At 71.9% G+C, this 14683-nt stretch carries 12 protein-coding genes and 1 tRNA gene; 9 read left to right on the forward strand and 4 right to left on the reverse strand.

Going from position 1 to position 14683, the window contains the following annotated elements; all coding sequences use genetic code 11:
- Nucleotides 1–139 precede the first annotated feature (139 nt).
- The 4 genes from B446_RS30255 to B446_RS30270 all read left to right on the forward strand — a co-directional run bounded on the left by B446_RS30255 (nucleotide 140) and on the right by B446_RS30270 (nucleotide 4092).
- A complete protein-coding gene (locus B446_RS30255; protein WP_020943247.1) occupies nucleotides 140–1087 on the forward strand; it encodes a beta-ketoacyl-ACP synthase III in 948 nt (315 codons plus the stop codon).
- 230 nt (nucleotides 1088–1317) lie between these two features.
- On the forward strand, nucleotides 1318–2004 hold the full coding sequence (locus tag B446_RS30260) for a GntR family transcriptional regulator (protein ID WP_020943248.1): 687 nt from the start codon (nucleotides 1318–1320) through the stop codon (nucleotides 2002–2004).
- Between the two features lie 270 nt (nucleotides 2005–2274).
- On the forward strand, nucleotides 2275–3831 hold the full coding sequence (locus B446_RS30265) for an aldehyde dehydrogenase family protein (protein WP_020943249.1): 1557 nt from the start codon (nucleotides 2275–2277) through the stop codon (nucleotides 3829–3831).
- A 173-nt stretch (nucleotides 3832–4004) separates the two neighbouring features.
- Nucleotides 4005–4092: transfer RNA gene (locus B446_RS30270), tRNA-Leu, on the forward strand.
- Nucleotides 4093–4246: 154 nt separating this feature from the next.
- Here B446_RS30270 and B446_RS30275 read toward each other — a convergent pair.
- From B446_RS30275 to B446_RS30285, 3 genes are all read right to left on the reverse strand, one after another.
- On the reverse strand, nucleotides 4247–5578 hold the full coding sequence (locus tag B446_RS30275) for a L,D-transpeptidase (protein WP_043476740.1): 1332 nt from the start codon (nucleotides 5576–5578) through the stop codon (nucleotides 4247–4249).
- A gap of 147 nt (nucleotides 5579–5725) precedes the next feature.
- Nucleotides 5726–6055, reverse strand: coding sequence for a hypothetical protein (locus B446_RS39330; protein WP_020943251.1), 330 nt, complete (start codon nucleotides 6053–6055; stop codon nucleotides 5726–5728).
- Complete coding sequence (locus B446_RS30285) at nucleotides 6052–6687, reverse strand: ParA family protein (protein WP_193384514.1); 636 nt, start codon at nucleotides 6685–6687, stop codon at nucleotides 6052–6054. The genes B446_RS39330 and B446_RS30285 overlap by 4 nt, the downstream gene beginning before the upstream one ends.
- Nucleotides 6688–7217: 530 nt before the next feature.
- Here B446_RS30285 and fusA point away from each other — a divergent pair.
- From fusA to B446_RS30300, 3 genes are all read left to right on the forward strand, one after another.
- On the forward strand, nucleotides 7218–9311 hold the full coding sequence (fusA, locus tag B446_RS30290) for an elongation factor G (RefSeq protein WP_020943253.1): 2094 nt from the start codon (nucleotides 7218–7220) through the stop codon (nucleotides 9309–9311).
- Nucleotides 9312–9602: 291 nt separating this feature from the next.
- Nucleotides 9603–9950: a carboxymuconolactone decarboxylase family protein gene (locus B446_RS30295; protein ID WP_020943254.1), complete on the forward strand. Its 348-nt coding sequence runs from the start codon at nucleotides 9603–9605 to the stop codon at nucleotides 9948–9950.
- Nucleotides 9951–9985: 35 nt separating this feature from the next.
- The gene (locus B446_RS30300; protein WP_020943255.1) at nucleotides 9986–10819 is read left to right on the forward strand and encodes a class II glutamine amidotransferase; all 834 of its coding nucleotides are present in this window, start codon (nucleotides 9986–9988) and stop codon (nucleotides 10817–10819) included.
- A gap of 57 nt (nucleotides 10820–10876) precedes the next feature.
- Here the strand turns inward: B446_RS30300 and B446_RS30305 are convergent, their stop codons facing one another.
- The gene (locus B446_RS30305) at nucleotides 10877–12166 is read right to left on the reverse strand and encodes an ROK family protein (RefSeq protein WP_020943256.1); all 1290 of its coding nucleotides are present in this window, start codon (nucleotides 12164–12166) and stop codon (nucleotides 10877–10879) included.
- A 195-nt stretch (nucleotides 12167–12361) separates the two neighbouring features.
- On the opposite strand from B446_RS30305, the gene B446_RS30310 reads away from it, so the two are divergent.
- Together B446_RS30310 and B446_RS30315 are read left to right on the forward strand one after the other, a co-directional pair.
- Nucleotides 12362–13678: an ABC transporter substrate-binding protein gene (locus B446_RS30310; RefSeq protein WP_020943257.1), complete on the forward strand. Its 1317-nt coding sequence runs from the start codon at nucleotides 12362–12364 to the stop codon at nucleotides 13676–13678.
- Nucleotides 13679–13683: 5 nt separating this feature from the next.
- Entirely contained in the window at nucleotides 13684–14670 is a 987-nt protein-coding gene (locus B446_RS30315; protein ID WP_020943258.1) for a carbohydrate ABC transporter permease, read from the forward strand.
- Nucleotides 14671–14683: the final 13 nt, after the last annotated feature.

The raw sequence follows: 14683 nt of genomic DNA on the forward strand, positions 1-14683 counted from the left end.
GCCCGCGGGGCGGCGGGACCCTGCGGAAGCCGACAACCATGGCGCCCGTTTCCTGTGACTTCACCTGCCGTCGTACCCGTGAGTCACTGATCAGACTGGTGGATCCCGCTACCCACGGCAACGAGGGGGACCCCCCGCCATGAACGGCTCGCGCATCGCCGCCATCGGTCACTACCAGCCCGCCAGGGTGCTCACCAACGAGGACCTGGCGGGCATGGTCGACACCAGCGACGAGTGGATCCGCAGCCGGGTGGGCATCCGCACCCGGCACATCGCCGGCGCCGACGAACCGGTCGACGAACTCGCCGCGCACGCCGCCGCCAAGGCGCTCGCCGCCGCGGGCCTCGCCCCGGACGACATCGACCTGGTCCTCGTGGCCACCTCCACCGCCATCGACCGGTCGCCGAACACCGCCGCCCGCGTCGCGGCCCGGCTCGGCGTCCCCAGCCCGGCCGCCATGGACGTCAACGTCGTCTGCGCCGGTTTCACCCACGCCCTCGCCACCGCCGACCACACCATCCGGGCGGGCGCGGCGACCCGGGCCCTGGTCATCGGCGCCGACAAGATGTCCGAGGTCGCCGACTGGACCGACCGCAGCACCTGCGTCCTGGTCGGCGACGGCGCGGGGGCCGCCGTGGTCGAGGCCTGCGAGCCGGGCCGGGAACCCGGGATCGGGCCGGTGCTGTGGGGATCGGTGCCGGAGATGGGCAACGCCGTGCGCATCGAGGGCACCCCGCCCCGGTTCGCGCAGGAGGGACAGAGCGTGTACCGCTGGGCCACCACCCGGCTGCCGCCCCTGGCCCGCAGCGCCTGCGAGAAGGCCGGCATCGCCCCCGCCGACCTGGCCGCCGTCGTCCTGCACCAGGCCAACCTCCGCATCATCGAACCGCTCGCGCAGAAGATCGGCGCCGTCAACGCCGTGATCGCACGCGATGTCACCGAATCGGGCAACACCTCCGCCGCCAGCATTCCCCTCGCCCTGTCCAAGCTGCTGGAGCAGGGCGCGGTCCGCGGCGGCGATCCGGTCCTGCTGTTCGGTTTCGGCGGGAACCTCTCGTACGCCGGACAGGTCGTACGGTGCCCGTGAGGCCGACGGCGGGGACGCTCGGGAGGACGTGACGCGCCCGACCCCCTGCGCCCGGCTTCCGCGCACCGCAGGTGTGCACCGCAGGCTGTAGACAAAAGACAATCCACATTGGGCAGTCCACCGTGTGCCGCATACGACCGGCCGCACACGACCGCCGCGCACGGCCCGCCGCAGACGACCCTCTGCGCACGGCGCGCCGCGTACGGCACCTGCCCAGGAGGGGGAACGCGATGCTGTCGACCGGACTGCCGCAGGGAGCCGTGCCCAAGCTGGAGCGGCCCGGCCCCCTGCGCGACCGCGTGTACGAGGCGCTGCTCGAGCTGATCACCGTCCGCGCCCTGCGGCCCGGCCAGCACCTGGTCGAGAGCGAACTCGCCGGTCACCTCGGAGTGTCCCGGCAGCCGGTGCGGGAAGCCCTGCAGCGGCTGAACACCGAGGGCTGGGTCGACCTGCGGCCCGCCCAGGGCGCGTACGTCCACGTGCCCACCCCCGAGGAGGCCGACCAGCTCCTCACCGTCCGCGCCCTCCTGGAGACCGAGGCGGCCCGGCTCGCGGCGCTGAACGCCGGCACGGCAGGCATCCACACCCTCCAGGACATCGTGCGGCAGGGCTGGGTGGCCGTGGCCGAGGACGACGTGCACCGCGCCGTCGCCCTGAACGCCGCCTTCCACCGCAAGATCATGGAGATGGCCGGCAACAGGGTCCTGGCCGGACTCGCCGCCCAGGTCGAGCGCCGGGTCCGCTGGTACTACGCGCCGGTGGCCGGACAGCGCGGCGGCACCGCCTGGCAGGAGCACCAGGACCTCGTCCAGGCCCTCACCGACCACGACGACCAGGGCGCGGCCCGCCTGATGCGCGAACACACCGAGCTCACCCGGCAGTCGTACCACGAGCACAGCGAGACCGACGGCGCCTGACGACGCCGCAACCGCGCCCCACGACACCGCCCCCGCGCCCCCCTACGCCGCCCACGCGCCTCGGCTCACCACGACCCAGTGACTTCACTCATAGTCCGCGCCCGGTGACTGTCGGCGTCCCCGACCTGTCGGTAACTTCTCCGTTCACGCCGCGCTTCCCGCCCGGGCCGTCCGGCGCGCACCGATGCCGGCTCTCCCGTTCCTCCCGCGGTTCCGCGCAGCCCTTCCCGCACCTTTCTCTCGACCGTGCACCGAGAGCGGAGCAACCGAATGGCACCCACCCTCACCGCCTCCCCCCTCACCCGCAAAGCGGGCACGTCCTGGCCCGAGACATGGCAGCACTGCCTGGCCGCCGCACCCGAAGCCTTCCGGGACGACCGAGTCCTCAACCTCTGGAACGCCGGCTGGCACGCGGACGGCCGGGCCCTGCCCGCCACCAGCCCGGTGGACGGCACCCCGATAGCGGGCCCGCCCCGGCTGGACCGGGCCGTCGCGCGGCAGGCCGTACGGGCCGCGCTCGACCAGCACCGCGCCTGGCGCCACGTCCCGCCGGCCGAGCGCCGGGCGCGGGTCGCCGCCACACTCGACGCGCTCGCCACGCACCGCGATCTCCTGGCCCTGCTGCTCGTCTGGGAGATCGGCAAGCCGTGGCGGCTCGCCCGGGCGGACGTCGACCGGGCCGTCGACGGCGTCCGCTGGTACGTCGACGGCATCGAACCCATGATCGCCGGCCGGGCCCCGCTGGACGGGCCCGTGTCCAACATCGCGAGCTGGAACTACCCGATGAGCGTCCTCGTCCACGCCCTGCTGGTGCAGGTGCTCGCGGGCAACGCGGTCATCGCCAAGACCCCCACCGACGGCGGCGTCGCCTGCCTCACCCTGGCCTGCGCCCTGGCCGCCCGCGAGGGACTCCCCGTCACCCTCGTCAGCGGCAGCGGAGGGGAACTGTCCCAGGCGCTGGTGCGGGCGCCCGAGATCGGCTGCGTCTCCTTCGTCGGCGGCCGTGACACCGGTGCCGCGGTCGCCACGGCCGTGACCGACCTCGGCAAGCGGCACGTACTGGAACAGGAGGGCCTGAACACCTGGGGCATCTGGAACCACTCGGACTGGGACACGTTCGGCGCGCTCGTGCCCACACTCTTCGACTACGGCAAACAGCGCTGCACCGCCTATCCGCGCTTCGTGGTCCAGCGCGACCTGTTCGACGCGTTCCTCGCGGCCTACCTGCCGGCGGTCCGCGCGCTGCGCGTCGGCCACCCGCTGGCGGTCGTGCACCCGGACGACCCCTACCCGGACCTGGACCTCGGCCCGGTCATCAACGCGGCCAAGGCGAAGGAACTGCGCGACCAGGTCACCGAGGCCGTCGACCGCGGAGCCGTCCCCCTCTTCCGCGGCGATCCGGCCACCGCCCGCTTCATGCCCGGCCAGGACACCTCCGCCTACGTCCAGCCCGTCACCCTCCTCGACCCGCCCCGCTCCTCACCGCTGCACCACGCGGAGCCCTTCGGCCCCGTGGACACCGTCGTCCTGGTCGACACCGAGGCGGAACTGCTGGCCGCCATGAACGCCTCCAACGGCGCCCTCGTCGCCACCCTCTCCACGGACGACCGGGCCACGTTCGAACGACTCGCCCCGCAGATCCGCGCCTTCAAGATCGGCCACGGCAGGCCCCGCTCCCGCGGCGACCGCGACGAGCTCTTCGGCGGCCTCGGCGCCTCCTGGCGCGGCGCCTTCGTAGGCGGGGAACTCCTCGTCCGGGCCGTCACCCAGGGCCCGGCGGGGGAGCGGCTGCCCGGCAACTTCCCCGAGTACCAGCTCATGCCCTGACCCGCGCACACCGTGGCCGTACGGTCATCGGCCGTACGGCCCCACGCCGGGCGCGGGCGGCGCCCCGGCCCCCGCCCACCGCACGGAAAACGCAGGTGAAACGCACTCCGAAACCTTGGTATTGTTGTCCATGTCGCCGCGGGGAACACCCCGCAAGGCGGCGGACACACCTGGTCCGGGTGGCGGAATGGCAGACGCGCTAGCTTGAGGTGCTAGTGCCCTTTATCGGGCGTGGGGGTTCAAGTCCCCCCTCGGACACCAGCAGAAAGGCCCCAGTTCATCTGGGGTCTTTTTCTGTTTCGGGCTTACCCCGCCCCTGCGCGGCGCGCAAACGCCGCGGGCGGCGGCCGACAGACGTGTCGGCCGCCGCCCGGCGGAAGGTGTGCGGGTGTGCCCGCGCGTGAGGGAGGTGGCGTCAGCCGGTCGCGCTGCCCGAGACCCACGCGCTCCACGGCATGTTCCAGTCGCTGAGGCCGTTGTCCGGGGCCAGCTTGGTCTTGTCCTGGGAGTTCTTGATGACCACGACGTCACCGGTCATCGAGTTGTCGAAGAACCACGCGGCGGGCGTCCTGCCGTCGCCACCGCCCCGGACGTCCTTCAGGCCCACGCAGCCGTGGCTGGTGTTGACCTTGCCGAAGACGGCGTCGGTGCCCCAGTAGTTGCCGTGGATGAAGGTGCCCGAGTCGGTCAGGCGCATGGCGTGCGGCACGGCCTTGATGTCGTACGAGGGCTTGCCGTCCTTCTCCGTGAGGCCGACGGTCGCGCCGTTCATGTGGACCTGCCGGTACTTCTCGGAGATGACCATCCGGCCGTTGTACGTCGGGTGCTCGGCGCTGCCGGACGAGATCGGGATGGTCTTGATCTTCTTGCCGTCCCGCACGACCGTCATCTGCTTCGTCCTGGCGTCGACGGTGCTGATCTGGCTCCGGCCGATCTTGAAGGTGACCGTCCTCTGCACGCCGTTGCTGCTGAGCGTGACGGTGACGGTGGAGCCGGCCTTCCAGTAGTTCTGCGGCCGGAAGTCCAGGCGGTGGTCGCCGAACCAGTGACCGACGACCTGCTGGCCGCTGCTGGAGCTGACCTTGATCGCCGACTGCACGGCCGCCTTGTCGCCGACCGCCTTGCCGAAGGTGACCGTCACCGGCATGCCCACACCGACCGTCGAGCCGTTCTGCGGGGACAGGTGGCCGATGAAGTTGTTGGCCGGGGAGACCGTGGAGATCGTGGCGTTCTCGGTGACGGAACGGCCCTGGGCGTCCACGGCCTCGGAGGCGACCTGGTACGTCGTGGCCCGGGTCAGCGGACCGGTCGACTTCCAGGACGTGCCGTCCGCGGACAGGGAGCCCGCGACCTCGGTACCGGACGCGACGGCGGTCACCGTCACCTTGGTGAGCTTTCCGTCGCTGACGGTGACCACGACGGGGGTGCCGACCGCGACGCCGTACGAGCCCGCCGCGGGCGTGATCTTTATTCGGGCGTCGGAAGCCGCCTGTGCGCCCGTCTGGTCGCCCTGCGTCTTCGTCTGCGCCTGCCCAGCCGCCGACACGGGCGCCGCCGCCGACACGGGCGCCGACGTCTGCGCGGGTGCGGGCGCCTGCGTCGGCGCCTGCGACGCCGCCCCGGTTCCGCTGCCGTTGCCGCCGGTCGCGGCGTAGCCGGTACCGCCGAGGGCCGTGAGGGCGAGTGCACCGCCGATTACGCCGGCCGTGGCCATCAGCCCGGTGCGTCGGTTACGTGCCGTGATCAATCGCTTCTCCCATGCCGCTGGTCGTTGAATCCGTGGAGCCGATCGCAGGGGAGCGCAACCGGCTGCAAAGAGCCATTTTTATTCATTCATCCGCCGAAACGGACAAATTGTGGCGGATTCCACGTAGGGGGAGAGGCGGACCAATCGTCACACAGTGTGTTCTTCCTCGGCGGCTCGTCCGTCCTGCCGCAGTGGTCTCAGGACCGTCTCACCCGCCCGCACGAGCGCGGACAGTTGCCGTCCGGCCCAGCGGCCGAGGTCTCGCGCGGGTGCGGTGTCCAGTTCGACGGTCACCTTGACGAAGCGGGTGTCCAGTGGCGTGACCCTGGTCGGGCCGGAAGGGGTGGACCGGGAGGAAGGGGCGGCCGCCGGAGCCGCCGGAGCCGCCGGAGCCGCGGGAGACGCGGCGGCCGCGGGGGCCGTGGCTTCCGGCCGGCGCCGCAGTGCGGCCCGATAGGTGTCCTTGCGCTGGTTCATGCCGCGTCCTGACGGTTGACGAGTTCCTCGGCGAGATCCATGTACGCCGTGCCTTTCACCTCTACGGGACTGCCGAAGGACTGGGAGTACAGGTCGAGCCGGGGGATGTGCGTGGACAGCACGTCGAAACCCCGCTCGGTGAGCGCTTCGCGGGCGTCCGCATCGGGGCCGGTGCGGGTGGCGTCCGGGCGGTTCGTGCGGTTCAGCAGCACGGCGGCGCGGGCCGGCCGGGAGCGCAGGGACTGCATGTCGTCCATCTCCCGGTCGATGGGCGCCATGCGGTCCAGCTCGATCGGGGCCGGGGTCACCGGAATGATCCAGTCGCTCGCGTACCTCAGGACGCCCCGGGCGATCTGGGCGTGGTCCTCCATCTGCGGGGCGTCGAACACCACGGCCCGCCGGTTGTCGAGGAAGTCGTTCACCCGCCGGTGCACGTCACCCACCGGGAGCGCGAGCACGGGAAACGGGAACCCGCCCGCCAGCTCGCTCCACCGCAGTGCGGAGGACGCGGGGTCGCTGTCCACGAGCAACGGTGACAGTCCCGACGCGTGCAGCGCGTGGGCCAGCCAGACCGCGCTGGTCGTCTTTCCCACCCCGGGTTTGAGGTTCACGAACGCATAGCTCAGAGGCACGGGAGCCGACTCTAACGGGCGAGCGCCCGCCGCTTCCGGCGACGCGTGGCCACCGCCTGCGGTTCACCCGGTGGCACCGGTGAATCATGCGCGCGGGCTAACGCGTGACACCGGCGAGGAGCCGGCCGTCCCTGCCATGACTCCGCGCCGCGGGGCGCCGGAAAACCAGGTGCTCCGGCCGGGCGATCTCTCGTACCGTCATCGACGTACCGGCCGCCGCCGCGACTTCACGGCGGCGCGCGCCGCCGCACACACCTACACCAAGGGGAGCCGACCGTGCGTGACCGCACCGCCGTCGTCGTCCCCCCGTCGCGGTCCGAGGTGATCCTGGTGTCCTCGTCCGTCCGGTGCCCGCTGCGCGGCCGGCACCGGATGCCCTGACGAGTCCCCGACCCGGTTCACCTCCGCCTCCAGCACTCCGCCTCCCGCCGGCCGGCCTCCGCCGCCGGCGGGCCGGTGAGGTCCGGTCCGTCCTCGTCCGGGTGATCGCGCCGCCCCTAATTCTCTGATCATCAGAAAGGCCATGGGCCGTGCGCACGCATGTCACCGACCTCGCGACCGTCCGCAACCTCGGCATCCTCGCCCACGTCGACGCCGGCAAGACCACCGTCACCGAGCGGATCCTCTACGCGACGGGCACCACCCACAAGCGCGGCGAGGTCCACGACGGCACCACCGTCACCGACTTCGATCCCCAGGAACGCGACCGCGGCATCACCATCTTCGCCGCCGCCGTCAGCTGCGCCTGGGCCGGACACCGCATCAACCTCATCGACACCCCCGGCCACGTCGACTTCGCCGACGAGGTCGAACGCTCGCTGCGCGTCCTCGACGGGGCCGTCGCCGTCTTCGACGCCGTCGCCGGGGTCGAGCCGCAGAGCGAGTCGGTGTGGCGGCAGGCCGACCGGTACGGCGTCCCGAGGATCGCCTTCGTCAACAAACTGGACCGCGCGGGCGCCGACCTCGACCGGGCCGTCGACTCCATCCGGGAACGGCTGCACCCCGCCCCGCTGGTCGTGCAGTTGCCCATCGGGACCGAGGGCGACTTCACCGGCGTCGTCGACCTGGTGCACATGTGCGCGCTGGTGCGGGACGACGACGCCGGCGGCGGTACGGCGGTGCAGGCGCCGGTGCCCGAAGCGCTCCGGCAGGAGGCCCTGCGCCGGCGCAGGACGCTGGAGGAGGCGGTGGCCGAGCTGCACCCGGCCGCGCTGGAGGAGTTCTGCGACCGCGAGACGCTGTCCGCCGCCACCCTGGCCGCCTGCCTGCGCGACCTCACCCGCACCGGCGACGGTGTGGTCGTCCTGTGCGGCTCCGCCTACCGCGACCGCGGCATCGAACCCCTGCTGGACGCGGTGGTGGCCTACCTGCCGTCACCGCTCGACGTACCCGCCGTGCGCGGCGTCCACGAAGGCGCCGAACAGCGGCGGGCCGCCGACCCCGAGGCGCCGTTCGCCGCACTCGCGTTCAAGGTGAACGCGAGCGGCACCGGACGCCTGACCTGCGTGCGCGTCTACTCGGGCACGATCGGGAAGGGAGACACCGTGTGGGACCCCGGCACCGGGCGCACCGAGCGGGTGGCACGGATCGTCCGCCTCATGGCGGACCGGCACGTCCAGCTGGACCGGGCGGTCGCCGGTGACATCGTCGCGCTGGCGGGGCTGAAGGGCGCGCGGGCCGGTTCCACCCTGTGCGACCCGGGCGCCCCGCTGCTCCTGGAACGCCCCGTGGTCGCCGAACCCGTGGTGTCCGTGGCCGTCGAGGCGCGCCGCGCCACCGACAGCGGCCGGCTGGCGACCGCGCTGGCGCGGCTCGCCGAGGAGGACCCCTCGCTGGTCGTCCGCACCGACGGCGAGACGGGACAGACGGTGCTGTCCGGCATGGGCGAACTGCACCTGGAGGTGGCCGTGGAGAAGATCCGCCGCGACGGCGGGCCCGAGGTGAGCGTGGGCCGGCCGCGGGTCGCCCACCGCGAGACCGTCGAGCGCGGAGTCGGCGGCCTGGTGTTCCGGCACGTCAAGCAGGACGGCGGGGCGGGGCAGTTCGCCCATGTCGTCCTGGACGTGGAGCCGCTCACGGGCGAACCGGGCGCGACCGGGTTCGAGTTCCGGTCCACGGTGGTCGGCGGACGGGTGCCGCAGGAGTACGTGCGCGCGGTGGAGGCCGGCTGCCGGGACGCCCTGTCAGAGGGTCCGCTCGGCGGCCACCCGGTGACCGGGCTGCGGGTCACGCTGACCGACGGCTCGACCCACGTGAAGGACTCCTCCGACACGGCCTTCCGCACCGCGGGCCGGCTCGGCCTGCGCGAGGCGCTGCGCGCCTGCGCGATGGTCCTGCTGGAACCGGTGGCCGAGGTCACGGTCACTGTGCCCGAGGACGCGGTCGGCGGGGTGCTCGGCGATCTGGCCGCCCGGCGCGGCCGGATCACCGGCTCCGAGCACCGGGGCGGTGCGGCGGTCCTGACCGCCACCGTGCCGCTGGCCGAACTCTTCGGCTACGCGACCCGGTTGCGCAGCCGCACCCAGGGCCGGGGCACGTTCACCACCCGCCCCGCCGGGTACGCGGCGGCGCCGCAGGCGCAGGCGCAGTCGCCGTCGCCGTCGCACTCGGTCGCGGCCCGGTAGCCGTCAGCCGTCGTCGCTGGTCGGTGTACAGGCCGCGGGCTCGTGCAGGCGGTATGCGGTATACGGTCCGCGGTATGCGGTCCGCACCCACGCACGGCAGTACGCGGGGTGCGGACCGCCCGTAGACCGTCAGCCGTCGCCCCCCCCACCCCACGCCGACCCGCACCCCGACCCCGCCCCCCAGCCAACCCGACGAAATCACCCTCCCCGGGCGATGCGGACCGTCCCCGCACCGGATGAGGTGGAAGGCGGACACCACCGGCCCGGCTGCCCGGAAGGCGTGAGGCGAAGATGACCGAGGAAATCACCGGCGCGAGCGGCATGGCCGCCCTCGCCGAGGCAGACGCTCCCGTGTTCGAGACGCTCGTCCACATGACCCTGGACACCTTCGAGCGGTCCGGACTCGACCCCGAGACCTATCTGCTCGCCCGTATCGCCGCCCTGGTGGCCCTGGACGCGGCGCCGGCCTCCTACCTGCTGAACATCGGCACGGCGGAGCAGTTCGGGGTGCCGTTCGAGAAGGTCCAGGGCACGCTCGTGGCGATCGCGCCCGTCGTCGGCAGTGCCCGGGTGGTGTCCGCGGCCCGGAACATCGGGGTCGCGTTCGACCTGGACCTGGCCGGGGCGGAGGAGGCATGACGCACCGCAGCGCCCCGGCAGGCAGGGGATGAGCCATGTGCCGTTGGCTGGCCTACTCGGGCACACCCCTGATCCTCGAAGAGGTCCTGTACCGGCCGAAACACTCGCTGATCGACCAGAGCCTGCACGCGCGGATGGGCGTGGAGACGACCAACGGCGACGGCTTCGGCATCGGCTGGTACGCGACGCACGCGCGCACCCCGGCCGTGTTCCACGACGTCGGCCCGGCCTGGAGCAACCGCAACCTCCAGGAGATCGCCGGGCACGTCCGCGCCCCGTTGTTCTTCGCCCATGTCCGGGCCTCGACCGGTACGGCGGTGCAGCAGACCAACTGCCACCCGTTCCGCCACGACCGCTGGATGTGGATGCACAACGGCGCGATCGCCGGCTTCCACCTGCTGCGCCGGTCGCTCCTGCTCGGCGTGGACCCGGCGCTGTTCTCGTCGATCGAGGGCACCACCGACTCCGAGGCGATGTTCTACCTGGCGCTGACGTTCGGGCTGGACGAGGACCCGCCCGGTGCGGTGGCCCGGATGGTCGGCTTCGTGGAGCGGGTCGCGGACCAGCACGGGGTGCCCGCCCCGATGCAGATGACGATCGCGGTGGCCGACGGGGAGAGGACGTGGGTGTTCCGCTACGCCAGCGAGGGCACGCCGAGGTCGCTGTACTTCAGCCGCCGGGTGGACGACCTGAGGGCGCTGCACCCCGACACCGACTTCCTGAAGGACGTCTCCGACGAGACCCGCCTGGTGGTCTCGGAACCGCTGGGCGACCTCCCCGGCGCCTGGAACGAGGTACCGGCGAACACGTACGGAGTGGTGGAGCCGGGCCGCGACCTCCTCGATGAGTTCCGGCCCCAACTACCCTGACCATCAGCCGACTTGCTGACGGGCGACGGCCGACCACCGTGCGCCCCGCTCGGCCCCTCACACCAACCTCCCGTCCAGTGCCGTACGCCAGGCGGGCGAGGGTACGGTCCGGTTCGCGGGCCGGGGGCGGCTGCCGCCGCGGGCGAAGAAGGCGGCGAGGGGGAGGACCGCCGCGCCGACGGTGACGGCGTCCGGTCCGAGGCGGCCGAGTTCGATGCCGACGCGGCCCGCGGGGAAGCGCAGGGCGTGCGTGAGGGCGTGGGCGCGGACCTCGTCCAGGAAGGCGCCGCCGAGCTGGAGGCCCGCCCAGCCGCCGATCAGGACGCGTTCGGGCTGGAAGAGGTTGATCAGGTCGGAGAGGCCGGCGCCCAGGTACTCGGCGGTCTCGGCGAGCACGGCGGCGGCCACCGGATCCGGGTCGCGGCCTGCCACGGGGCGGGCCGCGGCGAGCAGTTCGGTGAGGGCGGTCTCCTCCCCGGCGCCGGCGGACGGGCGGCCGCCCGCCTCCCGCCAGCGGGCGACGAGCGCCTCCGCGCCCGCGTAGGCCTCCAGGCAGCCGAGGGCGCCGCACCGGCAGCGGCGGCCGCCGACGCGTACCGTCAGGTGCCCCCATTCCACCGCCCGTCCCTGGGCGGCCTCCTCGGTGACGACGCAGGCGCCGACGCCGGAGCCGAACAGGACGACGACGGCGTTGCGGGCTCCGCGTCCGCCGCCGAACCACATTTCGGCCTGGCCGAGCGTCTTGGCGCCGTTGTCGATGAAGAGGGGCACGTCGTCGGGGAGTTGGCCGTTCAGGCGCAGCAGCCGTTCGAGCGGTACGGCGTCCCAGCCGATCGTCTGGCCGTGGACGACGGCGCCTTGCTCCCCGGTGTCCTCGATGATGCCGGGAACGCCGATGCCGACGCCGAGCAGGTCGCCCGGGTCCAGCCCGGCCGTGCGGAGCACGTCGGCGATGCCTTCGCGGACATGGCCGACGACGGCGTCGACGTCGTAGCCGCGTGGCCCCAAAGGGCTTTCGGCGCGCGCGAGTTCGGTGAGTGCGAGGTCCAGCAGCTCGACCCGGACCCGGGTCTCGCCGACGTCGACGCCGATCAGCCGGCCGCTGTCCGGCCGTATCCGCAGCAGCCGGCGCGGCCGGCCGGCGTCGGAGCCGACGCTGCCGGCCTCCTCCACCAGCTGGTCGGCCAGGAGTTCGGCGACGACGTTGCTGACGGACCCCGAACTCAGCCCGGTCGCCGGGCACAGCGCCTGCCGGCTCATGGGGCCGTCGAAATACAACCGTTGCAGAACGGTGCTCCGGCTCTCCCGCCGCAGGTCACGCACCGTACGGCCGCTCAGCCCTGCCACCCGACCTCCCTGGTTCGCGCGTTCCGGAGGCCCGTCGGGCCGGTCCACGGTGCCGGATCCCTTGACGAGCGTTTCTCTTGAGGTTTAACTCACATCCTAAATTAAGCCATGAGGGGCTTCGGGAGCCGAACGGGGTGTCGGTTCCCGCGACGCGCCCCTCAGGGTCTCGACTCCCGGAAAGGGACACCAGGAGCCATGCGCAGCATCCGAGCCGCGGCCGTAGGCGCCGTCACCATGTCTCTCGCCCTCGCGGCTACGGCCTGCGGAGGCGGTTCGTCGAGCGGCGGCGGGTCAAACGACTCGCCGAAGACGCTCACCTACTGGGCCTCCAACCAGGGCGCCAGCATCGCGATCGACAAGAAGGTCCTGCAACCGGAACTCGACAAGTTCCAGAAGCAGACCGGCATCAAGGTGAAGCTGGAGGTCGTGCCCTGGTCCGACCTGCTCAACCGCATCCTCACCGCCACCACCTCCGGCCAGGGCCCGGACGTGCTGAACATCGGCAACACCTGGAGCGCCTCCCTGCAGGCGACCGGCGCGCTGCTGCCGTGGGACGCGAAGAACTTCGACAAGATCGGCGGGAAGGACCGGTTCGTCGACTCGGCGCTCGGCTCGACGGGAGCGCAGGGCAAGGACCCGGCGGCGGTGCCGCTGTACTCGATGGCGTACGCGCTCTACTACAACAAGCAGATCTTCGCCGACGCCGGCATCAGCAAGCCCCCGGCCACCTGGGACGAGCTGATCGCCGACGGCAAGAAGATCAAGGCGAAGGGCAAGAACGTCCTCGGCGCCGAGGGCTCCAACCTCTCCGAGAACATCCACCACGTCTTCGTCTTCGCCAAGCAGCACGGCGCCGACTTCTTCACCGCCGACGGCAAGCCCGACTTCACCAACCCCAAGGTCGTCGACGCGGTCAAGCAGTACGTCGACCTGATGGCCAAGGACAAGGTCATCCCGACCAACGACGCCGAGTACGCCCAGAACCAGTCGGTCAGCGACTTCGCCAAGGGCAAGCAGGCCATGCTGCTGTGGCAGTCCGCCGCCGCCAACCTCAAGTCGCAGGGCATGAAGGACGACGCGTACGGCATCGCCCCCGTGCCCGTCCAGTCCGGTGCCCCGGGCACCGGCGCGCAGACCAACTCGATGGTCGCCGGCATCAACATCGCCGTCTTCAAGAACAGTCACAACCTGAGCGGCGCCACCAAGTTCGTGAAGTTCATGACCAGCGACGCCGAGCAGAAGATCCTCAACACCGCGTACACATCCATCCCGCCGGTCAAGACCGCCCAGTCCGACGCGGCGTTCAACTCCCCGGCCACCGCGGTGCTCAAGCAGACCCTCGCCACCAGCGCGGCCGCGCTCCCGCAGGTCGCGGCCGAGTCCCAGTTCGAGACGGCGGTCGGCACGGCCGTCAAGGACCTGTTCGCCGACGTGGCGGCCGGCCGCGCGGTGACGACCGACTCCGTCAAGGCGAAGCTGGAGAAGGCCCAGCAGCAGATGCCGGCGGCCTGAGCACCATGACCTCGACCGCTCTGAAGGAGCCGGTCCGCGAGAACTCCCCCGGGGCGGCGCGCGAACTCCGCCGCCGTCCCGGGCGGATCCGCCGCATCGGACTCCCGTACCTGCTGCTCCTGCCCGCCCTGCTCCTCGAACTCCTCGTCCACCTCGTGCCGATGGTCATCGGCATCGTGATGAGCTTCAAGGAGCTCACCCAGCTCTACATCCGCGACTGGGGCAGCGCACCCTGGTCCGGCCTCGGCAACTACAAGGTGTCGGTGGACTTCGACGCCCCCGTCGGCGAGGCACTGCTCCACTCGTTCTTCGTCACCATCGGCTTCACCCTGCTCTCCGTCGGCCTGTGCTGGCTGATCGGCACCGCCGCCGCCGTCTTCATGCAGGACACCTTCCGCGGCCGCGGCCTGCTGCGCGCCCTGTTCCTGGTGCCGTACGCGCTGCCCGTCTACGCTGCCGTGATCACCTGGGTGTTCATGTTCCAGCACGACAACGGCCTGGTGAACCACGTCCTGCACGACCAGTTGCACCTCACCGGCAAGCCGTCCTTCTGGCTCATCGGCGACAACAGCTTCTACGCGCTGCTCGTCGTGTCGGTGTGGAAGGGCTGGCCGTTCGCCTTCCTCATCGTGATGGCCGGCCTGCAGAACATCCCCAAGGAGCTGTACGAGGCCGCCGCACTGGACGGCGCCGGGGTGTGGCAGCAGATCCGCCGCATCACCCTGCCGTCGCTGCGCCCCGTCAACCAGGTCCTGGTCCTGGTGCTGTTCCTGTGGACGTTCAACGACTTCAACACCCCGTACGTGCTGTTCGGCAGGTCCGCCCCCGAGGCGGCCGACCTGATCTCCGTGCACATCTACCAGGCGTCCTTCGTCACCTGGAACTTCGGCACGGGCTCCGCCATGTCGGTCCTGCTGCTGCTGTTCCTGCTGGTCGTGACGGGTGTGTACCTCCTGTTCACCTCGCGCGGACGGAGGGCCGCCGATGTCTGACCACAGCTCCCCG

The sequence above is a fragment of the Streptomyces collinus Tu 365 genome (genome assembly GCF_000444875.1).
Classification (GTDB): domain Bacteria; phylum Actinomycetota; class Actinomycetes; order Streptomycetales; family Streptomycetaceae; genus Streptomyces; species Streptomyces collinus_A.